At 55.8% G+C, this 24997-nt stretch carries 16 protein-coding genes; 8 read left to right on the top strand and 8 right to left on the bottom strand.

Translation table 11 applies throughout. The annotated features are described in order from the left end of the window. Positions 1-5: 5 nt before the first annotated feature. Positions 6-1838 carry a penicillin-binding protein 1A gene (locus JWJ90_RS15340; protein ID WP_205228102.1) on the bottom strand — a complete coding sequence of 611 codons (1833 nt, stop codon included), beginning with the start codon at positions 1836-1838 and terminating at the stop codon, positions 6-8. Positions 1839-1958: 120 nt separating this feature from the next. Between JWJ90_RS15340 and mutL the strand changes: the two genes are divergently transcribed. The 6 genes from mutL (at position 1959) to asd (ending at position 9334) form a co-directional block, all read left to right on the top strand. Beyond that, entirely contained in the window at positions 1959-3860 is a 1902-nt protein-coding gene (gene mutL / locus JWJ90_RS15345) for a DNA mismatch repair endonuclease MutL (protein ID WP_205228103.1), read from the top strand. 129 nt (positions 3861-3989) lie between these two features. Then, a complete protein-coding gene (hisD, locus tag JWJ90_RS15350; protein WP_205228104.1) occupies positions 3990-5303 on the top strand; it encodes a histidinol dehydrogenase in 1314 nt (437 codons plus the stop codon). Continuing rightward, positions 5290-5949: a 16S rRNA (guanine(527)-N(7))-methyltransferase RsmG gene (gene rsmG / locus JWJ90_RS15355; protein ID WP_205228105.1), complete on the top strand. Its 660-nt coding sequence runs from the start codon at positions 5290-5292 to the stop codon at positions 5947-5949. Before hisD ends, rsmG begins: the two co-directional genes overlap by 14 nt. 115 nt (positions 5950-6064) lie before the next feature. Continuing rightward, positions 6065-7150 carry a 3-isopropylmalate dehydrogenase gene (leuB, locus tag JWJ90_RS15360; protein WP_205228106.1) on the top strand — a complete coding sequence of 362 codons (1086 nt, stop codon included), beginning with the start codon at positions 6065-6067 and terminating at the stop codon, positions 7148-7150. 105 nt (positions 7151-7255) lie between these two features. Beyond that, positions 7256-8176 (top strand): ribose-phosphate diphosphokinase, encoded by a 921-nt coding sequence (prs, locus tag JWJ90_RS15365; RefSeq protein WP_205228107.1) that lies wholly within the window; start codon positions 7256-7258, stop codon positions 8174-8176. A 39-nt stretch (positions 8177-8215) separates the two neighbouring features. Beyond that, positions 8216-9334, top strand: a complete 1119-nt coding sequence (gene asd / locus JWJ90_RS15370; protein ID WP_205228108.1) for an aspartate-semialdehyde dehydrogenase — start codon at positions 8216-8218, stop codon at positions 9332-9334. A gap of 135 nt (positions 9335-9469) precedes the next feature. On the opposite strand, the gene JWJ90_RS15375 is transcribed toward asd, so the two are convergent. Continuing rightward, positions 9470-11098, bottom strand: a complete 1629-nt coding sequence (locus JWJ90_RS15375) for a sensor domain-containing diguanylate cyclase (RefSeq protein ID WP_205228109.1) — start codon at positions 11096-11098, stop codon at positions 9470-9472. 224 nt (positions 11099-11322) lie between these two features. Continuing rightward, complete coding sequence (locus JWJ90_RS15380; protein WP_205228110.1) at positions 11323-12303, bottom strand: MBL fold metallo-hydrolase; 981 nt, start codon at positions 12301-12303, stop codon at positions 11323-11325. Between the two features lie 431 nt (positions 12304-12734). Between JWJ90_RS15380 and JWJ90_RS15385 the strand changes: the two genes are divergently transcribed. After that, entirely contained in the window at positions 12735-14057 is a 1323-nt protein-coding gene (locus tag JWJ90_RS15385) for a DUF945 family protein (protein WP_205228111.1), read from the top strand. 170 nt (positions 14058-14227) lie between these two features. On the opposite strand, the gene JWJ90_RS15390 is transcribed toward JWJ90_RS15385, so the two are convergent. The 5 genes from JWJ90_RS15390 to JWJ90_RS15410 form a co-directional block, all read right to left on the bottom strand. Beyond that, positions 14228-18565 (bottom strand): DEAD/DEAH box helicase, encoded by a 4338-nt coding sequence (locus JWJ90_RS15390; RefSeq protein WP_205228112.1) that lies wholly within the window; start codon positions 18563-18565, stop codon positions 14228-14230. Positions 18566-18658: 93 nt separating this feature from the next. Beyond that, positions 18659-19333 (bottom strand): ABC transporter ATP-binding protein, encoded by a 675-nt coding sequence (locus JWJ90_RS15395; RefSeq protein WP_205228113.1) that lies wholly within the window; start codon positions 19331-19333, stop codon positions 18659-18661. After that, positions 19326-20552 (bottom strand): lipoprotein-releasing ABC transporter permease subunit, encoded by a 1227-nt coding sequence (locus tag JWJ90_RS15400; protein WP_205228114.1) that lies wholly within the window; start codon positions 20550-20552, stop codon positions 19326-19328. The genes JWJ90_RS15395 and JWJ90_RS15400 overlap by 8 nt, the downstream gene beginning before the upstream one ends. Before the next feature lie 12 nt (positions 20553-20564). Further along, positions 20565-22052, bottom strand: coding sequence for a lysine--tRNA ligase (gene lysS / locus JWJ90_RS15405; RefSeq protein WP_205228115.1), 1488 nt, complete (start codon positions 22050-22052; stop codon positions 20565-20567). A 121-nt stretch (positions 22053-22173) separates the two neighbouring features. Next, complete coding sequence (locus tag JWJ90_RS15410; protein WP_205228116.1) at positions 22174-23463, bottom strand: class I SAM-dependent RNA methyltransferase; 1290 nt, start codon at positions 23461-23463, stop codon at positions 22174-22176. A 74-nt stretch (positions 23464-23537) separates the two neighbouring features. On the opposite strand from JWJ90_RS15410, the gene JWJ90_RS15415 reads away from it, so the two are divergent. Beyond that, on the top strand, positions 23538-24890 hold the full coding sequence (locus JWJ90_RS15415) for a sigma-54-dependent transcriptional regulator (RefSeq protein ID WP_205228117.1): 1353 nt from the start codon (positions 23538-23540) through the stop codon (positions 24888-24890). Positions 24891-24997: the final 107 nt, after the last annotated feature.

Below are 24997 nucleotides of genomic sequence, written 5' to 3' on the forward strand. Positions count from 1 at the left end.
AGTACTCAGTTTGAAATAAGTTGCATGAAATGTTTCCAGGCCGGGGCAGCGGCTTTGCCGCCGGTTTCCCCTTTTCCCAGGGTGGTATCCCGATCGTGACCAAACCAGACCCCGGCGGTGAGTCCCCTGGCTGAGCCGACAAACCAAGCGTCGATATTGTTGTCCGTGGTCCCGGTTTTGCCGGTGGCCCCGGGAACCCCGGACGCGTTTTTGCCGGTACCCCGCTCCACGACCTGACGCATGGCTTCCTGCATCCAGGCCGCAGTATAGGAGGAAACCACCCGATGCGCAGGCGCTCGCGGCCAGATTTTAATGGTGCCGTCCTGTTCACGGACCCGGGTAATAGCCACAGGTGGCGGATAAATTCCCTGATTGGCAAAGCAGGTGTAGGCAGAGGTCAACTCCAGCAGTGAGACCGGCGAGGCCCCCAGGGCCAGGGTTAAATTGCCCGCCAGCGGTGCTGTGATCCCCAGTTTTTTAGCTATATGGGCGGCACTATCCACTCCAATTTGCTGGAGGAGGCGGACGGCAACCACATTGCTTGAACGCACCAGCGCCTCACCAAGGGGCATGGGCCCACGGTAATGGTTCATGAAGTTGTGGGGGCGCCAGGGACGCTTTCGTCCGCTTTTGAGCGAGATGGGGGCATCGTTGAAGCGGGTGGCGGGATCCACCCCCTTTTCCAGGGCCGCAGCATAGACCACCGGTTTAAAGGCGGAACCGGGTTGGCGGTTGGCCTTGACTGCCCGGTTGAACTGATTTTCCGTGAAATCCGCTCCGCCGATCATGGCAAGAATATGGCCGTTGTGCGAGTTAAGGGCTACCAATGCCCCCTGGGGGGGCGGTGTATCCAGGTGGCGCATGCCAATACGGGTGACTCCTGCCTGGACTGCCTTGGCAGCAATTTCCTGAAGCCGGGAATCAATCGTTGTGGCCACGCTCAGCCCTTTTTGAAAGAGATCTTTTTCTGTGTACTGTTCGCGCAATAACTGACGGACATAGAGGCCAAAGTAGCCATTGGTTGCCTTACGCCAGTTGCCAGCCAATTGCAGCCCCTGGTCATACGCCAGGCGGGCACTGGTATCTGTGATGATCCTGTCTTCAGCCATGCGGTTGAGCACGTAGCGTTGCCTTGCCTGGGCAGCCTTGGGGTGACGCAGGGGAGAGTAGTTGGAAGGTGATTGGGGCAGGCCGGCAAGCAGGGCAATCTCGCCTAAGCTTAAGTCGCGGGCATGTTTGCCAAAGTAGGTTCTGGCCGCAGCCTCTACCCCATAGGCGCCTTCACCCAGGTAGATTTCATTGAGGTAAATAGTGAGTATTTCCTCTTTACTGAGCATGCGTTCAAGCCGGTGTGAGAGAACCGCCTCGGCCAGTTTACGGGTATAGCTCTTTTCCCGGGTCAGGAGCAGGGCTCGGGTGACTTGTTGGGTAATGGTCGAGCCCCCCTGGCTGCGGCGGCCCGAACGCATATTGTTAAAAGCGGCCCGGGCGATTGACCAGAGATCAAGGCCATCATGCTCCCAGAAACGGCTATCTTCCGCGGCAACAAAGGCCTTGGGTAACAGTGAAGGCATCTCTTCAAAAGGAATGAGAATGCGAAACTCCCGGCCAATGGCACTGATGGGCTTATAGGTTCGGTCCAGGATGACAGTCGCCACTCGAGGGTGGTAATCATTGATGGAACGGATATCGGGCAGGCTGGAAAACCAGGTGAGGACGATCCCTATACAGAGGGTCAGCGTTCCGGCAACTGCCAGCAGTAATTTAGTCAGGTGGTGCTGATTGAGTACCTTGCTTCTTTTGGAAGAGGATGTGGCTGTTGCTCCGGATTGGCTCATGCGGTGGTGGACAAGTGGTCAAAGACGCTGTAGGGTTGCGGGGTAAGAGTGTTTCTCTTTTTGTTGTTACCATGAATTGTCGATTTCAGCACCGCTAAACCCCAACCCCTCCAACTGATCGTGTCTCGAATACGCATTCTTTCCGAACAACTGGCCAACCAGATCGCCGCTGGTGAGGTGGTGGAGCGTCCTGCCTCGGTGGTCAAGGAACTCGTAGAAAACAGCCTGGACGCCGGTGCCGACCGCATCGATGTCTATGTCGAGGGGAGTGGTTCCCGCCTGTTACGCATCACCGATAACGGTGAGGGCATGGACGGGGATGACGTGTTGCTCTCCCTCGAGCGGCACGCCACCTCCAAAATTAAGGACGAATCGCAGCTGGCCGCCATAGCCACTTTGGGCTTTCGCGGGGAGGCCATTCCCAGTATTGGCTCGGTCTCCTGGATGACCATTGCCTCCCGTCCGGCGCACCAGGAGTTGGGCACCCGGGCGGAGATCCGCTACGGTAATCTCCAGACTGTGCATGAGCACGGTTGCAGCCGGGGCACGGTGATCGAGATCCGTCATCTCTTTGGTAACATGCCGGCGCGGAAAAAATTTCTCAAATCCGCCCGAACCGAGATGCACCACATTGAAGAGGTGATCAAAAATCAGGCTCTGGCACATCCCCATGTGGGATTCACCCTCTATAATGAAAGCCGGGTAAGTCTCGAATACCAGCCCGGCTCCGATTTGGAGCGGCGGGTGCGCGAGGTTTTTAAATACCCAGGGAAACTGCTGCCTCTGGAGGCGCAGGTTTCCGGCCCGGATGAGATTGCTCTTGCGGGGTACCTTCTCCTGCCGGAAACCGCCCCCGCCTCCTCGGCGCGTTTGCGTATTCTCGTGAACGATCGCCCGGTCCAGGACGGGATGATTCGCCACGCGGTCAGCGAGGGAATGCAGGGCTTTTTGATGAAAGGATACCAGGCCGCTGGTGCATTGCTGCTCACCATCGGCCCGGATCAGGTGGATGTGAATGTGCATCCCTCCAAACGTGAGATTCGTTTTCGCAAGAGCGAGACGGTGCATCGCTTTATTGCTGCCACTGTCCGCAAGGCCCTGGAGACCCATCAGGAAAGGCTGCGCTCCTCGCTCTTTACCTCTTCCTCTAGCGCTCCTCCTCCCGCGCAGTCTCCGGAAAAGCAGCCAAGCGCACAACCCGTGCTTCCCACCAGTCCAACGCAGACGCCGGTTGCCCCCCAGCTGTTGAGCCCGCAACGTACTCCGTCGCTGAAAACGGCTGAACCAGAGCCCCGACAGGGGGCAGCTCATACATCGCCGCCTATGGATCCGCCTCCGAGGGTGGTCCCCATCGAGCCAAAAGAGGAGCCGCCCCCCGAGCTGCCAGTTACGTCGGAGAGCGATGAACCAGTGGAGAATACACCCGTTTTCACAGGGCTTCAGCTCATCGGTCAACTCTTTCAGCTGTACCTGCTTTGTGAAAAAGACGGTGAGCTCATCGTCATTGACCAGCATGCAGCCCATGAACGGATCCTTTACACGCAATTGCTTGCGGGCTATCAGGCGACACGTATTCCCCGGCAGAGCCTGATGTTTCCGGCCACGGTCGAGCTGACTCCCGCCCAGATGGACACCATGGAAGCACACGAAGAAACCGTGGCGAGTCTGGGATTGCAGGCGGAGTACTTTGGCGATAGCACCTTTGTGATCAAGGCGGTCCCTGCGTTGATTCGTCAGGAAGATCCCAAAATCCTCTTGCGGGAAGTCCTGGATGGATTGCGTGGTCTGCGTGGGGCAGAGGCGGCTCGTCCCCTGCCTCAGGTGGTGGATGATTTGCTCGCCTCCATGGCTTGCAAGGCAGCAATCAAGGCCGGGAATCGACTGCAACCCCAGGAAATGTTGACCCTCCTTGCCGAAATGGAGACAAGCGCGGTTTTCTCCCACTGTCCCCACGGCCGTCCGGTCATCAAATCCTTTACTACCCAGGAGGTGGAGCGCTGGTTCCATCGCCATGGTGGCTGATTGCTCTCTGCTTCAGGTTTTTCCCGGATTTTCCCGAAGGTAGATTGACATCCCCCCTGTTTTCGTGATAAAAAAACTGCTTTTTCAAACCGATTTTCGGTGTTTGTTAGTCATGAGGTAGATTGAACGATGGATGTAAAGACAAGAATAATCAATACCCCTGAGGGGGAGCAGTGCCGCGTGAGCCTGCGCAATCGTTTTGCCGAGGAATCCGACGATACCTGCAGCAAAACAGTCACAGAGATTCTTACCCGGGTACAAAAAGAGGGGGATGCAGCCCTGGTGGACTACTGCCAGCGTTTTGACTGTCCCAAGATGCGCCTTGAGCATCTGCGCGTCAGCCCGGAAGAGTTTGATCAGGCCGAAGCTGAGGTGGATGAGGATTTTCGCACCACCCTCAAGCTGGCAGCAGACCGCATCCGTCGTTTTCATGAGCGTGAGCTCGAAGATTCTTGGATGATGACCCGCGATGACGGCACCATCACCGGTCGCCTGGTTCGCCCGGTGGACAGCGCTGGCCTCTACGTGCCCGGTGGCAAGGAGGGTTCAACGCCTCTGGTTTCATCGGTCTTGATGAATGGCATCCCCGCCCAGATTGCAGGCGTATCCAAACGGGTGATGGTAACCCCACCCAACCCGGAAGGAAAGGTGAGCCCGGTGCTGCTGGCAGCAGCGCGCGAGATCGGCATTGATGAGGTCTACAAGGTCGGCTCCGCTTGGGCTATTGGTGCTCTTGCCTATGGCACCGAGTCCATTGCGCCTGTGGATGTGATCGTTGGTCCGGGTAATCAGTTTGTGGCCGAGGCAAAACGCCAGGTCATGGGCCGGGTACGTATCGACATGATTGCCGGTCCCAGCGAGGTTCTGATTGTGGCGGATGAGAGTGCGGTCCCCGCCTTTGTCGCCGCGGATATGCTGGCCCAGGCGGAACATGATCCCCAGGCCCTGGCCATCGTCATCACCACCAGCACAGCGCTTGTGGATGGCATCAAGGCAGAGCTTGCCGAGCAGCTGCCGAAACTGCCCCGGGTGGATATCGCCCGCACCTCATTGCAGGATCGTGGTTTGATTCTTTTGGCCCAGGATCTTGATCAGGCCATTGAGCTGGCCAACGAGATCGCCATTGAGCATCTGGAACTGCAGATTGTCGAGCCCTGGCAGTGGTTACCGAAAATCCGCCATGCTGGTGCCATCTTCCTTGGTCCCTGGACCCCGGAGGCTTCCGGTGATTATGTGGCCGGACCCAACCACGTGCTGCCGACCATGGGCACCGCACGTATCTCTTCCGCCCTGGGCGTTGAAACCTTTTTGAAAAAGAGTTCGATCATCTCCTACACCCGGGCGGCCCTGCAAGCCGATGGCGAGCACATTCAGCGTTTGGCTGAGCTGGAAGGCCTCACCGCTCACGGCAACTCGGTTGCGATTCGACTTGGCAAGGGATAATCAAGAGCTGCTCATACGCGGAGCGCGAACACTTGGCCTGCAGCTGGAAGAGGAGGCACAGGAAAAGCTCTCCGCCTATTTTAAAGAGCTGTGCAAATGGCGTCGACGGGTGAATCTCATCGCCAGAGAGACCCCGGAGCCCCAGATCATCGAGAACCATTTTCTTGATTCACTCACCCTGGTGCCTCTACTGAACCAGCCAGGGGCACACCTGCTGGATGTGGGGACCGGGGCCGGTTTTCCCGGATTGGTCCTTGCCTGCGCCTTGCCTGCCGTTCGCTTTACTCTGGTCGAGCCGCGGCAGAAGCGGGTAAGCTTTCTCCGCCACGTGATTCGCACCCTTGGGCTTGAGCATATTGAGGTTGTACAGGATCGAATCGAAGCCCACAGCAGCCAATGGCAGGGACGCTTTACCCATATAACCAGCCGGGCGGTTGCTGAGCCAACGAACTTTTTGCCGTTAATTGGCCCCTTGGTGACACCGGAAACGCGTGTTCTTCTCATGCTTGCCAACGAAGCCCCCCTGGCAGGAATAGAGAGCCTGAGCGATGGGGGATGGCAGGTGCGTGCCGAGCATCATCTTCGTCTTCCCTTTTCAAAGGCACCACGGCTTTTGGCCGAGATTGGCCGAGTTGACGGCACATGAGTTTTTTTACTTTCTGTTTTTTGTTTGATTGATGATAATGACGGAAGAACAGTGAAATCATCTTGCTTCTTCCGCCTGTCCCTAATACATATTTTGTTTTCCCACGAGGATAGACATGGCACACAAGATTGCAGTTTTGGCCGGTGATGGTATCGGCCCCGAGGTAATGGCCGAGGCCATCAAAGTACTGGACGCTGTTCAGCAGAAGTTTGGTTTTACCCTGGAGTACACCAGCGCCGATGTCGGCGGTGCCGCCATTGATAACCATGGCGAGGCCTTGCCCGAGTCGACTCTGAAGGTCTGCGAAGCGAGCGAAGCCATTTTGTTTGGTTCGGTCGGCGGCCCCAAATGGGAGAGCCTGCCTCCGGAGCAGCAGCCGGAGCGGGCAGCGCTTTTGCCGCTGCGGAAACACTTTGATCTCTTCTGCAACCTGCGCCCGGCTAAGGTTTTCAAAGCCCTGGCTGCCGCCTGTCCGTTGCGCGCAGATATCGTGGGTGATGGCTTCGACGTGCTCGTTGTCCGCGAGCTGACCTCCGGGATCTATTTTGGTCAGCCTAAAGGGCGCGAGGGCAGCGGCCCGGACGAGACCGCCTGGGATACCAAAATTTACAAGCGCTCTGAAATCGAACGTATCGCCCGCATGGCCTTTGAGGCTGCGCGCGTCCGCAATAAAAAGGTGACCTCGGTGGATAAGGCCAACGTTCTCACCTGCATGGTTTTCTGGCGCGAGGTCGTCAAAGAGGTCGCCAAGGACTATCCGGATGTGGAGCTGGATCATATCTATATCGACAATGCCACCATGCAGCTGGTGAAAGATCCGCATCAGTTTGATGTACTGCTCTGCGGCAATATGTTTGGCGATATCATCTCTGATGAGGCCGCCATGCTTACCGGTTCCATGGGCATGCTTGCCTCGGCCAGCCTGAATGCCTCCAAACTCGGCCTGTTTGAGCCTGCCGGTGGTTCCGCTCCGGATATTGCAGGCCAGGGGATTGCCAATCCCATCGCCCAGATCCTCTCTGCCGCCATGATGCTCAAATACAGCCTGGGCCTGGCCGAAGCGGCCGAGGCCATTGAGGCGGCTGTTTCCGCAATCCTTGAGAAAAACATCATGACCAGCGACATCGCCACCCCCGGGGTGACTCCGGTTTCCACCAGCGGCATGGGAGATGCGATCGTCAGCGAAATTCTGGCCAACTAACCTGCGTGACAAGGGGCGGAGGGAATGCTCATTGTCATTACCATAAATGAAAACCGGTTCTTTGTTCATTGAAGAACCGGTTTTCGCGCAAAGGGAGGGAAGGGAATGCCACGAAGAAAGAATATCGTTTTACTTGCAACCAGCTCGACGACTGACTTGGCCCAGAAGGTCTCCAGTGAACTGGACGTGCCGGTAACCGAAATGATTACCCGCACCTTTGCCGATGGTGAGATCTACCATGCCTTCCCCCAGGACATTGCCGGGTGCGATCTGGTGATTCTCGGCTCCACCGCAGATGACAGCGGCCACCAGGAGTTGATCGATCTGATTACCGGGGCCCGCTACTGGAATGCCCTGTCTGTCAACGTGATTATTCCCTATCTGGGATACTCCACCATGGAACGGGCTAAACCGGGATCCGGTGAGATTCCCAAAGGGATCACCCGGACCCGGCAGATTTTTAGGGCTCGGCCCGATTATGTGAATTTTATCGACCTGCACTCCGAGGCGGTGCTCCACGCCCATAGTGGCGAGGTGCATACCAACCACCTCTGGACCGAGCGACTGGCTGCCGAGAAAATTAAAGATCTGCAGCTGGAAAACATTGTGCTGGTCTCCCCTGACTACGGTTTCTCCAAACGCGTGGCACGTTTAGCCGGGCTGTTGGACTGCCCGCATACGGCGGCCAATAAAGACCGCTACGATGTGGATAAAACCATTGTCGGCCAGCTCTCAGGGGCTGTGCGGGGACGAACCGCCATCATTTGTGATGATATGATCCGTACCGGCGGGTCCATGCTGCAGACCGTTGATCGCTGCTATCAGGCGGGCGCTGTCGGGGTGATGGTCATGGCAACGCACCTGGTTTTGGCGGGCAACGCGCGTGAGCGGTTTATCGAAAAGGGCATTGGTTGCATCATCGGTGCGGATACCTATCCAGGTACCCAGAGCGATGACCTGCTGCAGATATACAGTGTGGCTCCGGTCATCGCCGATGAGATCAAAAGTCATTTCCGCCTGCAGTGAGGCAGGCATTACTCTTTTGAATATACGCGGAAGGAAGCTATGAAAAAAGTAGGTATTATCGGCTGGCGCGGTATGGTCGGCTCTGTGTTGATGGAGCGGATGCGACAGGAAGGAGATTTTCAAGGCTATGAGCCCAGTTTCTTCTCCACCTCCCAGGCCGGGCAGGCGGGGCCGGAGGTCAACGGGACCGTGTACGAGTTGCTGGATGCCCGCAATGTGGCCCTGCTAAGTGAGATGGATATCATCGTCTCCTGTCAGGGCGGCGGCTACACCGCCGAGGTACACCCTCAGTTGCTGGCCAAAAACTGGGCGGGCTACTGGATCGATGCAGCCTCCAAGCTGCGTCTGGATGAGGATTCGATTATTGTCCTTGATCCGGTCAACCGCAATGTTATTGATCAGGGACTTGCCAAGGGCATCAAAAAATACATCGGCGGCAATTGCACGGTCTCTCTGATGATGATGGGTTTGGGCGGTTTGTTTGCAAAGGGTTGGGTTGAGTGGATCACCAGTCAGACCTATCAGGCTGCCTCAGGTGCCGGTGCCAAAAATATGCGCGAGCTGGTCGAGCAGATGCGGTTGGTGGGGGAGAACGCCCAGGATTACTTGGATGATCCGGCAACCACCATTTTGAACCTGGATCGCAACGTCATTGATACCCTGCGCAATCCCGCCTTTCCCACGGCGAATTTTGGAGCCCCCCTGGCCGGAAGTCTCATCCCCTGGATCGACTCTCCCATGGATAACGGCCAGACCCGCGAGGAGTGGAAGGGCGTCACCGAGACCAACAAAATTTTAGGGCTGGCTCCAGGGACGATTCCGATTGATGGATGCTGTGTGCGGATAGGTTCCATGCGCTGTCACAGTCAGGCCTTCACTGTTAAGCTCAAAAAGGATATTCCGCTCTCTGAGATCGAGCAGGCCATCGGTGAGCATAATCAGTGGGTGCAGCTGGTGGCCAACACCAAGGAAGAGACCCTCAAAGAGTTGACCCCGGCCCGGGTTACCGGAACCCTGGATATTCCTGTAGGCCGTCTGCGTAAGATGAACATTGGGCCTGAGTATCTCAGCGCCTTCTCCGTTGGCGATCAGCTGCTCTGGGGAGCGGCCGAGCCGGTACGGCGCATGCTCAAGATTGCCCTTGAGTATATCGGATAAACCAAAATTTGACATTGATCGCAGTGACAAGCCGCTTCCTCTCCGGGAAGCGGCTTCTCTGTTTCTAGGGGCTTGCGCATGCTCCTTCCTGTAAAATGATCCAGGTAAAACCAGTCAATATCCTCGCCCACTGGCTCAATCTGCCCCTCCGGCCAGGACCACACGATTTCTTCCCTCCCTTTTGGCCTGGTACAGCGCGTCATCGGCCTGTTTGAAGAGTTCTTCCGCCGTCATGCCGTGGCAGGGGAAGAGGGCGACACCGATGGAAACCGTTATGGGACCGCATGAGCGGTTATTCACAAGAAAATTGTGTTCGCGGATCATCGTTGCAATCTTTTCGGCAACGGCCAATGAGCCTTCCCTCTCTGCTTCAGGCAGTACAAGTGTGAACTCTTCTCCGCCGTAACGACAGGCAATATCCTCCCCGCGAATGGCCAGGCGTACCAACCGGCCAAACTCACTGAGAATATAATCCTCCACTTCATGACCGTGTTCGTCGTTGAATTTTTTGAAGTGGTCGAGATCGATCATCAGGAGGCCGAGTTCCTGTTTTCGTCGGGAAGCCCGATGCAGCTCATTGTTCAGCGTCTCCTGCAGGTATCGACGGTTGTAAAGCCCTGTCAGCGGGTCGCGAATGGCCTGCTGACGTAGGCTTTCCCGGAGCGCAAGGTTGGAAAGGGTCAGGCTTGCATGCTCAGCAATAGCTGCTGCAAGCTGCTTTTCCTCCGAGGTCCATTCCACCACTCTGGGGCCTGCGAAATGGAGGACACCAAGTGTGACGCCCTGCGCGATCAAGGGTACACAGAAGAGTTGCTCCTCCTTCTGGGGCGAGTGGCTGCAACGCATCGTCCCATGGTCCACATCGCCCATATGGGCTTGGCCTATCCGTAATGCCCAGCATTGATCCGGGCTATAACTCGCCTCTCCCTTCCACTGTCCATTCCAGGTTGTGGCTATTTCCAGCTTGTCTTTGGAGGAGCGGAAGAGAGCCAGTGTCCCGGTAAAACGGGGTAAGAGAATGGTCGTTACGATTTCTATGGCCTGGAGAGCCTCTTCCTTGGAGTTACAGGCACTGAGCTGAGTTCCCAGGTTCTGGAGGATACCGATTTCTTTGGTCCGGCTTATTACCCGCTGTTCAAGCTCCATTTTTCCCTGTCGGACCAGGTACAGCAGGTGTCGGGATATGAGCATGCTCAACGAGGTGGCAATGAGCAAGGAAAGGAGGCCAATGCCCCCTAAAAGCAGTCGCTGCTGTTGGCGTTCCTGGTGCAGGTCGACCAGGGGCAGGGCCACACGGAAATAGCCTTTGAACGAGGGCGTGCTGCAGCGAGCTGCAACGTAGAGCAAATCAATACGGAGGGTTGTACTGAACCGACGGGAAATGCCGATACCCGATTCTTTCGCCTGCAGGATTTCGGGACGCTCTCCGTGATTTTCAATTTCTTTGACCTCTTGGAGGGAAAGTTGGGAGTCGCCGAGGACTGTTCCCGCATGGTTGATAATGGTTACTCGAAAGCGTCCCTGTTCCGTAAAGGAGTCGGCAAGGTGATCAAAGCTTTCGAGGGTGTCCTTCTGGTTCGGTAAAAAACTGACCATCTGCGCCCCACTTCGGGCAAGATGTATGAGTTCTTTTTCGTATCGTTTCAGGGCAACCTGGCCGAAATAGAGGTCAATGAAGACGACCCCGATAATTACAAAAACGGTGATCAGGATAAGTGGGAGGAGGACAATGCGTTGGGAAACAGGAATATTTTTACGTCTCATGCTCGTACAAGGTACTGGGGCAAAGGGGCTCTCCCCAGTGACTCCCTCTAGGGCATCTTGAATAATTGCTTTTTCTGCCAATCTCTGCGTCATGCTGAAAATTTTATCCTCGGAATATCACCAATATGCCTGCGGTAAAATTATCAGCAATCCTTGACCTTGATTGAAAAATCTAATTATTCAAAACACCCTCAAGAGAGGGAGTCTATCTGCTGGGGGCTCTATCAATCGGGTATCTTATCTAGTATAAGCGAGAATTCGATTGGAACCCAGGCATATTTACCCTGGCCATCTGCACGAACATGACCGAGCCCGGGGAAGGGGAGGTGCATTCCTCCAACCAGATCACCGCTCGCCGCCAGTTGGTGTAACAGGGTTTTACGCGTGGCCACTGCCTGGGGTTGATTGACATCAAAATCAATGGAGACCTCGGGGCGGGCAAACTGAACAGCATGGGCATGGACAACATCCCCCCAGATATAGAGAGTTTGGCCCTTGGATTGTATGGAAAAGGCGGTGTGGCCAGGGGTATGCCCATTGGCAGCGACACTGCGGATGCCGGGAACAATCTCAGAGTTGTTACTGAAGGTGTGCCACCTATTCTGTTGGCGGTAGGGGGCTGAGGCCTCACGCGCAACGGCAAAGGCCTGTTGTCTGTTTTTGGGGGCCTCGGCTGCTGTCTGCTCGGAGAGCCAGTAGGCTCCCTCCTGCTCAGCGACAAAGACGTGTGCCTGAGGGTATAACGGCTCTTCGTCCTCATTGACAAGGCCGCCGAGATGATCGGCATGCATGTGGGTGAGGATGACGGTATCCACATCCACCAGGCGATAACCGCTTGCCTTGAGGTTCTGCTGAATAAAGCCAAGCTGTGGTCCAAAAAGTGTGGAGGCTCCGGTATCGATCAGGACCAGGTGGTCGCCTGTGTTGATCAGATAGCCGTTGACCGCGGTCTGCATCTTGGGATGTGAGACAAATTTTGCCTGCAGGAGAGAGAGCAGCTCAGGCTGGTTAATGTTGTGCAGGAGTTTCGTGTCGATTTGGACCGCACCGTCATAGAGGGCGGTGACTTCAAAATCACCGAGTTGCAGGCGGTAATACCCTGGGACTTGTGTTTCGGTAGGCGGAGCCTGGGCCTGGGCCCATGACGCGAGACCGAGGAGCAGGATGAGTGTCAAAGGAAGCCAACTTTTGTGAAGGCGATGCATGGATGTTCCTCCGTTAGTATTGAAAAGGGTGCTTAACAAAGTAGGACAGCTTGCCAAGAGGGACAAGGCCAAAAGGGGGCTTGGGGATCATGCCTGAGGAAAAGGGGAGCCATTGCAGGACAACGCGTTTGACGGGAAGAGAGCAGGGGCGCGAAGATATTATCTCGTCTTTTTGCTTTTTGTCTTTGATTTAACAGTATAATTTTATACCTGATGGACCCACTCTCTGCTTGCAGAGCCGAGGTTAATTCTGCTACAGGAGAGGGGGGCACTCTGCATGCAGGTGCAGGATGCATCCCATGCTCAAAATAACGGTCGAGGTGTATCCCGAGATCGTCATGAAGTTCTGGAGCGATTTGCTTTGCTCAGGTCGAAGTGCCTTTATCCTTACTTCCCTCTCAATAAAAAGGACATTTGTCCGAAGGAGTCGTATGAAAAAATTTGTAAGTGTGGTTGTCGTTCTTCTTCTTGCCGCCGGGATCAGTGCTCCCTATGTCAGCGGTATGATCGCTGAGAAGCAGCTTCGCGCGCTGACCGAGAAGTGCAATACCATGTACAAGGAAGCCACCCTCGGGGCTTCTTTGGAAATCGTTCGCTATGACCGGAGCTATAGCTCATCGGAGGTCGATTGGAAGTACAATCTGGGGCCGCTCTCCTCCCTCTACGGCACCCAGGAGATTTTGTTTCACGATACGGTGAAGCACGGGCTGACCGGTGTGGTCGCCGAAACAACCCTGATGAACAATCCCAAATATGCGGAGTTCGTGAAAACGAAACTTGCCGGGAAGGACCCTCTCCACATCACCACCCAGTATTCGCTCATGGGTAACAGTGCAATCACCACCAAGCTGGACCCTTTTTCCCTTGATGTCGCAGGGAAAACCCTGCAAATCAAACCGGCCCATGTCGTGATGAATGTCGACAAAGAACTGAAGCATTTTACCTATGAGGGATCCTGGGATGGAATGGGCGTGGATGACCAGGCGGCCCTGGAGGGGGTGAGCCTACAAGCTGATATGAGGATGGAGTCAATATACCTTTGGAATGGCTTTGGCACCATGGTCGCTGAAGGTGGATGGATAAAGGATGGCAATAAACCATTTTCTTTCGCCAACTTCAAGTTCAACTATGTTTCCGACTACAGCAAGGAGAACGACCGGTTTTCGACCAAGATGGAGTATTCCACAGACAGTATTGATGCGGGTGGGGAAAAAATCGACAATGCCTTTGTTGGCCTGGCATTGAATAACATCAATGCCTCTGCCTATGAAGAGTTGCTGGTCATGTACATGCAAGCCTTTAACAGGGCACTGACCAGTCTGGGGGCGAATGGACAGGATCCCAAAGAGGTTGAAAAGGCTCTGGAGAAAGAGATGAAGACGATCGGGATGCAGCTGCTGGGCCCAGCGGAAAAAATGATGGCCAAGGGACTGGAGCTGCAAGTGTCCGACCTCCATTTTACCCTGCCCCAGGGAAAGGTCACCGGCGACATCAGTGTGGGCCTCAAGAAGGATATGACCCTTGCCCAGTTTATGCCGCTTTCCCAAGATCCGACCTTGGCCTTTGACATCTTTAGCCTGCAATCACACTGCAGCCTGCCCAAAGCGCTGTTGGCCGGTAAGCCAGAGCTTTTTCAACCGATGACCGGCGGCATGCAGACCGGGATTTTTGTTGAGCAGGGAGAGCAGGCCCAACATGTTGCCGAGATCAAAGACGGTAAATTGCTGCTGAACGGCAAGGAAGTCCAGCTCTAAGGCGAACCTTCCAGAGTGTGCTTCGCGCCACTGATTGCAATGATGACCTCCTCCCGGATACCGCTTCGGGAGGAGGTTTTTTTGTGATGTCCCCGTTCTGCTTCATAGGAGCGGAGTGGAACTGGCTCCCCCCTGTAAACAGGAAGGTGTTCGTCCCTGGGAAAGGAGGATCAGGCATCCCGAATCAGGCGTAGAAGCTCATCGGCGGAGAGCGTGGTGCCGGTGTCGGTTTCCTTGAGAAGCGAATCGGCCAGGTCGCGTTTTTCCGCGTGGAGGCGAACAATTTTTTCTTCAATGGTGTGCTTGGTAATGAGGCGGTAGACCGTGACCGGTCGTTGCTGGCCCATGCGGTGGGCCCGATCCGATGCCTGGTCTTCCACCGCGGGATTCCACCAGGGATCCATGTGGATGACGTAATCCGCCGCGGTGAGGTTGAGCCCCAGCCCCCCCGCCTTAAGGCTGATGAGGAAAACATCTGTCTTGCCCGCCTGAAATCTCTCCACCTCCTGTTGTCGCTTTTTGGCGGGCGTTGCCCCATCAAGATAACAGTAGCTGATGGAGAGGGTCTCCAGGTGCTCGCGAATCAGGTTGAGATGGCCGACGAATTGACTGAACACCAGGGCCTTGTGTCCGTTTTCCAACAGTTCACTGAGCACCGAACCCAAGATCTGTAACTTCCCGCCACTGAGTTTCGATTCCGGCGTCACCAGTTTCGGGTGGCAACAGGCTTGGCGAAGGCGGGTTATTTCGGCAAGGATTCGTATCGGCGCATTACCGTTTTCTGTCTGTTCCGCCTCAATTCGTTCCAGTGCCTTCTGGCGCAGGGCCTCGTAAAAGGCGGCCTCCTCCGGGCTCTGTTCGACCTCAAGGGTGACCTCGGTCCGGGGCGGCAACTCTTCAAGCACCTGCGTCTTGAGACGACGCAAAACAAAGGGGCGCACCAGTTTTTTCAGGCGTCGTCCGGCCTCCCGGTCGTGTTCCCGTTCAATGGGGATGGCGAAGCGGTTGTTGAATCGTTCCTTGGAGCCCAGCAGGCCTGGATTGATAAAATGAAACAAGGTCCAGAATTCGCTGAGATGGTTTTCAATAGGGGTTCCTGTGGTGATCAGACGAAATTTTGCCTGGAGGCGCATGGCCGCCTTGGATCGTTTAGTCGAGGCGTTTTTGATGGCCTGGGCCTCGTCGAGCACCACCGTTTGCCAGGCAACCTGGCATAAAAGATCGGCTTCCTGATGCAAGAGCCCATAACTGGCAATCATCAGATCAAAGGGGCCAAGCTCAGCGAGTTGTCCGGCCCGATCAGAACCACCAAAGCTTATGGGGCGTAGGGTGGGGGCAAATTTTTGGGCTTCGATGATCCAGTTGCCGCAGACCGAGGTGGGCGCAATCACCAGGGTCGGGCCCTGTTGGGCGCTATGGAGGATCACCGCCAGGGCCTGTAGGGTTTTTCCCAGGCCCATGTCATCGGCCAGGCAGGCGCCAAACTCAAGATGAGCTAGACGGGCCAGCCATTGGAACCCTTCGAGCTGATAGTCCCGAAGCTGGGCCTTGAGCGTTGAAGGGGGCTGGGGTGTCAGCGCCATCCCCTCACCAATGGTGCGGAGACGTTGTTGCCACTGCTTATCGACTTCGAGATGCCCAATATCCTCGGTGAGGTCTTCCAGGGCCAGGGCAGCCAAAGGGTGGAGCTGCAGCTTTTTCCCTTTTCGCTGGCTTAACGCTGCCAGGTCGTCCAGACGTTTGCGCAACTCCCTGGAGATGGCTGCAAACTCTCCATCTCCCAGATGAAGAAAACGATGGGGCGTTTCGGCTAAGAGTGCGAGCAACTGGCGCATATCAAGAACGTGGTCGGCATCGACCTGGAGCGAACCGTCAATCTCAAACCAGGATTGCCTGCTGTTCAAGCGCATCTGCATGTCGCCGAGCGTGAGTGTCTTGCCCAGCTTAAATTTTTCTCCCTCTGGCCAGACCACCTGGGTCTCACCTTTTGCCTGGGCCTCCTGGAGATCCTGCAGCAGTTGCAGGGCCTCGTGGGCTTCTGGGGCAAACCACTGCTCTTCTATCTCCAGAAGGTTTTCCAGGCTGGGGAGGAGACGCAGCAAGGCCGCTGTCCGTTGCTGCTCCTCCTTAAGCGCACGTGTGCATTGGTAACGTTTTCCCGCAACATCGGCCATCAGGTTTTTCACCCCTTTCCCCGGTTTGAGGCAGGGGCCTTTTTCGCCCAGAGGGTGTATCAAAATTTCAAGCCGGAGGCCCATTTCATGGGGAAGCAGGTGTGCTCTGGGCAGGGAGTCGGTGTCCACGTTTTCCACCGAGTATGCTGTCCCTGGAACTGTAGAATGAACAGGCACCAGATTGGCCACGGAAGAGAGAATCGTGTTGAGTTGCTTGTCTGCTGAAGAGGGGAGTATCATGGCCTGGCTACCGATGATCTGCGCAATCTGCAGCTGTGCCTTGTTAAAGGTGATCAGCCGGTAACGCGTCGGGGTTTCGCAAACAAGGACGTGAGGCTCTTCAAAGGGGTTTTTGGGGTGCAGGCGAATGGAGAGCTTGTCTCCCTGATTGTCGATTTGCACCTCGGGAACGCCTGCAACTATTTCAACGGGTGTGGTGGGGGACTGGGCAAGAAAGAGCAGGGGATGCCCGACCAGTGCCGGGAGAAGCTCGTCCATGTTAAAGCTATAGCCGTAGGCACTGTAATAGGAGTTGTAGCGACGAATCGCCACGCGAATTCGCTGATCGTGCTCGCTGAGCGAATTCAGATTTTCACCTGTTGCCAGCCGCTTGAGGGAGATGGCCCGGCCTTTGCTCCAGGTTCCCTTGACCGTTCTTTTTTGTTCCAGCGGGGATATGGTTTTAAGCTCGCCAGAGCGGCTGAACTCTACGAGGTAAACCAACCGCGTCTCTGCGAGACCGTTTGCCTGGCTATTGTGGGCCACAGCGTTTTCCACCACCATGTGCAGGGCGCGTAGATTTTTCTGCCAGTCCTCCTCAACCTGAAGCGCCCCGCTCAGAGGGACGATACCTGTTGTTTGTGCAAGCGAGGTGAGCAGCTGTTGCCTTTTCGGCGTCTGTTTGTCGGCGCGCGAGAGCAACTGCGCATACTCCAAGGTGAGCCAGTGGTCACCACAGTCCTGACAACGCTGCAAACACTGCTCCAGAGCGGATATCTGTTTGCGGGTGAGTTTTCCCTTGATGCAAAAGAGTGCCATGGCCACAAACAGGGGCCCTGCAGGACCATTGGCGTACATCAGCCTGCTGCTCAGTGGTGGCAGGGGACGGCAGGCTGTTTCGGGCGGCGTTCCTGTCAGGTTTGCAAGCATGGCCCGAAGGGCCGCATAGACGGGAGGGAATTTGTAGGGGGGCAGCTGTTGTTCGACCAGATTGAGCAGGCTTGCGGCGCTATTCAGGCTTGCCGGACTTCCCTCAATGAGCAGGGCATAGATAAAATAAGGGCCGGTAATGTTACAAAAAAACTGGTTTCGTTTTTTATAGAGACGACGATACGTTTTCAGGTCTGCCTCGTAGAGCTCAATGGCCTTTGCCACCTGGCCCTGGAGCAGGGAGAGCCATCCCCGGATTCCCATGTTCCAGTCGGCTACAGGTTCTTGCTGGTTTGCGGCAAGAATGCTTTCGACCTGATCCAGTTGTCCGGTCAGCAGCAGGCGTATGAGCAGGTGAAAGAGCAACTCCTCGCGCACGCTTCCTTTCAACTGGTCATGGGGCGTAAGCTTCAGGGCCAGTTGGAGGGCCTGGCTGTCATTTTCCTGATTGTAGTAGGCATAGGCAAAGAGACGCTGAAAAATGATTCCCTGACTGTGGGGAGAGAGCGATGTGATCCAGGTGGGATCAAAAGGGGTGTTGACCATGCGAACGACCGGGTCGAGATAGGGACCGTCGGGTTCAGGAATGGGCAGGCAGTGATCCAGAAGGTCCTGCGCCAGAGTGTCGATTTGTGCATCTTTCGAGTCAACCAGAGCCAGACGCAACTCCCGGACCTTGCGCGAACAGGCTGCAGTGATCTGATTTTTAGCAATGGCCGAGAAGGAACCGGGCACGGGGAGGAGGGTTCGCACCGCCTGCGCCAAAGCTTGCCCCAGAGGAAGGGACAGCGATTCCTTTGGTGTTCGTCGTGCCCGCGTGCGGCTGCGGCTGTCCACCCGTTTTTTCTTTTTTGCCGGGGCAGGGGGCTCCAGAGTGGTTGTGGTATCGGCAAAGACCTGGCGCACCATGACTTCGACAATATACTCGTTGACCTGATAGCCACTGCCGAGCAGTCCTTCTTGTTTTAAGCCACGCAAGAGCACTGACAGGGAGGCGACTGAAAGCGTTTGTTTCTCAAAGGCCAGGAGCAGTCCCGATTCTTTGCAGAGCTCAAGGATTTTCGGACCGGTCAAGGGCTCGTCGGCTACGGCCAGGAGTTGGAGAACTGCGCGCTCAAATGCGGAGAGTCGATCGGTTTTCTCCAGGAGTTCTGTACAGGTGGGATCGTCGATTAAAAGGGGCATGGAGCGTATCTGTTGGCACTGTCTGGAAAGGGAGAGGAAAGGGAAAACAAGGGACATCTGCGCAAGGAAAGCGAACCCTTACGCACACGCTGCTTACTGCAACTGTCCATCCGCCAGAGTGAGACAGCGATCCATGGCTCCGGCCAGTTCCATATTGTGGGTGACCATCACCACCGAGAGGTTCAGGCTGGCGCTGAGTTCTTTGAACAGATCAAAGACCCGTTGACCGCTGACCGAGTCCAGGTTACCGGTGGGCTCATCAGCCAGGAGCAGGGCGGGATCCATCACCAGGGCCCTTGCCAGCGCAACCCGCTGCTGCTCGCCACCGGAGAGTTCCCCACTGCGGTGCTCCATTCGCTGCTCCAAGCCCACCTGGGAAAGAAGCGCCTTTGCCTTTTTCTGGATTTTTGTGCGGGAACCACCGTTGATCAGGCCCGGCATCATCACATTTTCCAGGGCGGTGAATTCAGGCAGCAGGTGGTGAAACTGAAAAATAAAACCAATGTTACGGTTGCGATGCTCGGCGAGTGCCGGTTCCGAACGACCGGTCAACTCCTGGCCCTGGAAAATGAGCTTGCCTGCATCAGGCATATCCAGGGTGCCAAGGATCTGCAGCAGGGTGGTCTTGCCGGAACCGGAGGCCCCGACAATGGCGGTCATCTCGCCGGGTTCTATGGTGAGCTCCACCGACTTGAGCACCGAGATGGAGGCGCTGCCGCTGCGGTAGCTCTTGGTCAGGTCCTGCGCTGCAAGCAGAGGGTTATTCATAGCTGAGTGCCTCCGCCGGACGGACTTTTGAGGCCTTCCATGAAGGGTACAAGGTGGCCAGGAGGGTGATGAGAATCGCTGAAATCGCAATCAGGCTTACATCAAAGGGCACGACTTTGATCGGCATGGTGGACATGGGGTAGACGTTGGGAGGCAGCTCGATGATCTTATAGCGGGAAAGCAGGCCGCAGAGCCCCAGTCCTCCGGCAACGCCCAGGATGGTACCACAAATACCGATCACCATGCCTTGGTAGAAAAAGATGCGCATGATTGAGCGGGTGGTGGCCCCCATGGATTTGAGGATGGCGATATCGCGGGTTTTTTCCATCACCACCATGATCAGGGCGCTGATGATATTGAGTGCTGCCACCAGAATGATGAGATCAAGGGCTATGAACAACCCCATCTTTTCCAACTTGAGCCCGGCAAAGAGGTTACGGTTGAGCTGCATCCAGTCGCGTACCGTGTAGTCGCTTCCCAGGGCCTGCTGGACAGCGCGGGCAATCGGTCCCGCCTGATCTATCTTGCTGACTTTGACCTCAATGCCGTGCACACCCTGACGCAGGTCGGTGAGGCTGCGGGCGGTTGCCAGAGAAACATAGCCCATGGTGGAGTCGTATTCAAACATACCGGTTTCAAAGATACCCACCACCTGGCAGGTACGGACCTTGGGCAGAACTCCCATGGGCGAAAGGGGGCCATTGGGTGAGATCAGTCGAATTTTATTTCCCACCCAGACCTGCAGCTGGGTCGCCATATCACGGCCCAAAACAATCCCCGGAACCTCCTGGGGAGTGTCCAGGTCAAGCAGTTTGCCGGCAAGCATTTTGTTGCCGATGTTAATCACCCGCATGGCCGAGGCCGCATCAATGCCTCTGAGCACGATCCCTGAAGAGTTGGCTCTGGAGCTGATCAAGGCCTGGCCGTAGATATAAGGCGTGGTTGCCTCCACGCCTTGGACTGATTCCACTTCGGCTCGAACGGTATCCGTGTCGGTGATTGTTGTACCGTAGCGCTGCACCAGAGCATGGGCGTTGACCCCGATGATCTGGTCGCGCAGTCCCTCGGTAAACCCGGTGTAGACAGAGAGCACCACAATCAGGGCCAATACGCCCACAGCCACCCCAAGAATGGAGATGATGGTGATCAGGGAGATGAATTTCTGCTTGCGCTTGGCCCGCAGATAACGCAGGCTGACAAACCATTCAAAAGATGCCATGGGCTTGCGGTGTTATTCGCTTATTTCCGGCTTCATATGCGGAAAGAGGATAACGTCGCGGATCGAGGGCGAGTCGGTCAGCAGCATGACCAAACGGTCAATGCCGATGCCCTCGCCGGCAGCGGAAGGCATACCGTACTCCAGGGCGCGGACGTAGTCTTTATCGAGCACCGGATGGATCTCGTCGTCGTCGCCCCGCTCATCGATCTGTTTCTGGAATCGCTGCAGCTGATCAATGGGGTCGTTGAGCTCGGAAAAGGCGTTGGCGATCTCGCGGCCGGTGATGAAGAGCTCGAACCGGTCGGTGACGCTGGGGTCCTCTTCGTTGCGGCGAGCAAGCGGTGATACCTCGGTGGGATAGGAGGTGATAAAGGTGGGGTTGATCAGTTTTTCCTCAACCAGCAGCTCAAAAAGCTCGGTTTTGGCCTTACCGATCCCCGCCTCGGGTTGGAGTTTGATCCCCTTTTCTTTAACCAGAGCCATGACCGCTGCATCATCGGCAAGGATTTCTGGAGCAATGCCGCCGATCTTGACCAGGGACTCCTCCATGGTGAGACGCTGCCAGGGCGGGGCCAGGTTGACCTCCGTGCCCTGATAGCTGATATCCATGGAGCCCGTCACCTCATGGGCCAGCCAGGAGACCATCTCCTCGGTCAGATCCATCAGATCATGGTAGGTGGAGTAAGCCTGGTAGAACTCCAGCATGGTGAATTCCGGGTTATGGCGGGTGGAGAGCCCTTCATTGCGGAAGTTACGGTTGATCTCAAAGACCTTCTCGAAGCCCCCCACCAAAAGCCGCTTGAGGTAGAGCTCCGGCGCGATGCGCAGGTAGAGATCCATATCCAGGGCGTTGTGATGGGTGCGGAAGGGCTTGGCCGTGGCGCCACCGGGGACCGGCTGCATCATCGGGGTCTCAACTTCCATGTAGCCACGGTTGTTGAGGAATTCGCGAATGAGGCGAATAATCTCCACCCGTTTTTGAAAGACCTCACGCGACTCCGGATTGACGATCAGGTCCAGGTAACGCTGGCGGTAGCGGGTTTCCACATCGGTGAGGCCGTGGAATTTCTCCGGCAGAGGGCGCAGCGATTTGGTGATCATCTGCAACCCTTTGGCCTCAAGAGAGAGTTCACCGGTTTTGGTGCGGAAAAGGGTGCCCTCAACGCCGACAATATCGCCCACATCCCACTTCTTGAACAGATTGTAATTCTCTACACCCAGAAGATCACGTTTTGCATAGATCTGCATCTGGCCAGAGCTGTCGCGTACATGGAAAAAAGCGGCCTTGCCGAACTTACGCATGGACATGACCCGCCCGGCAATGCGGTAGCTGTGCCCCGACTCGTCGTGGGTTTCAGCGGCTAGATCTTCCCCCTGGGGGAGAATGTCGGCAATGGGATGCGGAGTTTTGAAACTATTGCTAAAAAGCTTGACGCCGGCTTCGGCCAGGGTCTCGGCTTTTTCACGGCGCTGCTTGAGAAGGTTACTTGTGTTTTCCATGAAATATATGCGATCAGTTGTTAGGAGCCCGATGGGGAGAAAATATCAGAGTAAGCTACTGAATTGATCAGTCTGCTGAGAATACATAAACTGCGAAGTTTAGTTCGCTCACTCGCTGATGTCAATTCCTTTCCAGGACGGCCAGGGATTCGATGTGATGGGTTTGCGGGAACATATCAATGGCTGTGATCTGCACCAGCCGATAGCCGCCTTCCATCATGGCTTTGAGATCACGGGCGTGGGTGGCCGGATCGCAGGATATGGAGAGAATCATCTGGGGGGAGAGTTGTGGTATAAGCGTAGCGGTTTTTCCCAGCCCCTGGCGGGGAGGATCTAAGAGGACACAGTCAAAGGTTCGTTCCTTGCGCACCAGACGTTGGAGTTGTTGGCCCACATCAGCGGCTTTATACCGCGTTTCCACTTCCAGGGCATCGCTGTTGGTTTCGGCCCAGGTAATGCTTTCCCGGTTCTGATCAATACCTAAGACCTTCGCTCCTGCTAGGGCAAAGGGAAGGGAAAAATTGCCCATGCCGCTAAAGAGATCAAGCAGGGAGAAGGGGCGCTCCAGCTTTTGAGCAGCCTTCAGGCTCAGCTCAATGAGGCGAACGTTTTGGGCGACATTCACCTGAAAAAAACAACCCGCTGACCAACGGAGACGATAATTGAGTTCGCCCACGTTGAAATCCTGGGCTAGATTTGCGGCCTGCTGGTGGGGGGGCCGTCCTTTTTTCTGCTCGATGACAACGTGTTGCACCAAATCTTTTAGCATGGAACCATGACCGGCCAGGTTTTTGGCACTGACACCGCGCAGGGGATGGAGTACTAAACTGAGCTCACCATTAGCCGGCGAGAGGAGTAACTCAAGGGCGTCGATGCTGCCCGCAAGCTTTGCAGCGATCCCCTTGTCTATCAGCGCGGCCAAAGCTTCGTTGATTGGTTCCGCAGCCAGGAGACAACGGCGAATCGCCACGATCTGATTACTTGCCGCCTGGTGATAGCCCAGGTTACCTTGGCTGTCCATATGCAGGCGAATGCGATGGCGATAGCCAAAACTCTGCGGTGAAGCCAAGGGGGGACCGAACTGTTCTGGCTCGAGAGCGATACCGGCGCGTTGCAGCGATTCCTTGAGGATTTCTTCTTTGAACCTGAGCTGAGCTGAGGTGTCAGCGTGCTGGAGGTTACAGCCTCCGCACTGCCCGTAATAGGGGCAGGGAGGCGTGATCCGTTCCGCTGCCGCCTCGTCAACAGCAATCAGCTCCGCCTCCATGTGGCCGCGATGTTTTTTTGTTTCACGCACCGTGACCTGCTCACCAGGGAGAGCCCCCGGGACCATAACCACCATGCCGTCGGCCAGGGTACCGAGCCCCTTGCCTCCATGTATGAGCTTGTGTATTGTCAGTGTATGTTCCATGAAGATAGTATACTCGTTTTTGCAAAGTATGCTTGCTCTAATCAATGAGAGATCTAGACAGCAGGGAAATGTATATGGCAGCGCAGCCTAAGGCCAAGGTTTTGATCGTCGATGATGAACGGGTGCACCGATTCATGCTCCACTCGCTCTTTGGCGAATGGGGGTGGGACGCAGAAGAGGCCGATGACGGCTCTACAGCTGTTGCCGCTGTTGAGCAGGGGCCTTTTGATGCCATTTTGATGGATGTGCGCATGACCACCATGGATGGCATGGAGGCGCTCAAGCGTATTCATGCCATCAACCCCGCCATACCTGTGGTGATTATGACCGCCTTTTCCTCGGTGGATTCGGCAGTGGCTGCAATCAAGCAGGGCGCCCACGACTACCTGACTAAACCTCTTGATTTCGACCGCCTCAAGACAACCCTTGAGGTGGCCATGGGCCACCGGCACCAGGAGGCGGAATCTTCTGAGTCCGAGCAGCCCTTTGGTGATGATAACCGCATTATTGGCAAATCGACATCCATGCAGGACCTGTGGGACATGATCGTGCATGTGGCTCCCACCGAGGCCACCGTCTTGATCAACGGCGAATCGGGCACCGGAAAGGAGCTGGTGGCGGCGGCCCTGCATCATAAAAGTCAGCGGGCGGGTGGGCCCCTGATCAAGGTCAACTGTGCAGCCCTTGCTGAAACCCTGCTTGAGTCAGAACTCTTTGGCCATGAACGGGGCGCCTTCACCGGGGCTGATCGTCGGCGTGAAGGACGGTTTGTCCAGGCCCAGGGGGGTACCCTTTTTCTTGATGAGATCGGGGAAACCTCCCCCTCGATGCAGGCCAAACTGTTACGGGTACTCCAGGAACACGAGTTGCAGCGGGTTGGCGGTCAGGAAACGCTCAAGGTCGATGCCCGCATCCTCTGTGCCACCAACCGTGACCTTGAAGAGGAGGTGGCGGCCGGCCGGTTTCGCGAAGATCTCTATTACCGGCTCAATGTGGTCGAACTGGAGGTGCCTCCCCTGCGCGAACGGCACGGGGATATCCCTCTGTTGGTAAACTATTTTCTTGATAAGTTTGCCGCCCGCAACGGCCGCACCATCAACGGAGTGACTCCGGAGTGCATGGATGTGCTCAATCGCTATCCCTGGCCGGGCAATGTGCGGGAATTGGAGCATTCTATGGAACGTGGGGCAATTCTCATGCGTGGTGAGTATCTTGATTTGAGTGCACTTCCCCTTGCTATCAGCCGCTGGGCCGGGATGAACGAGCCCCAGGAGGTCGAGGCGCCCTCCACGCTTAAAGAAGCTGAAAAGATGCTCATCATCAAGACCTTGGAGGAAACCGGCGGGAATCGGAGCGAAGCGGCAAGGCGATTGCAAATAACGCGCAAGACGCTCTTGAACAAGATCAAAACTTATAATATAACTTGAAAGATAAACACAGTGTTAGCAACACTCTCCGGCTATTTCTCCGCTGAGTGAGGTTGCGTTTGTCGTCATAATTTCTTTTTCCCTTTCTCCTTTTTCCAACGAGCGAA

Origin of the sequence: Desulfobulbus rhabdoformis (assembly GCF_016919065.1) — a bacterium.
Classification (GTDB): Bacteria; Desulfobacterota; Desulfobulbia; order Desulfobulbales; family Desulfobulbaceae; genus Desulfobulbus; species Desulfobulbus rhabdoformis.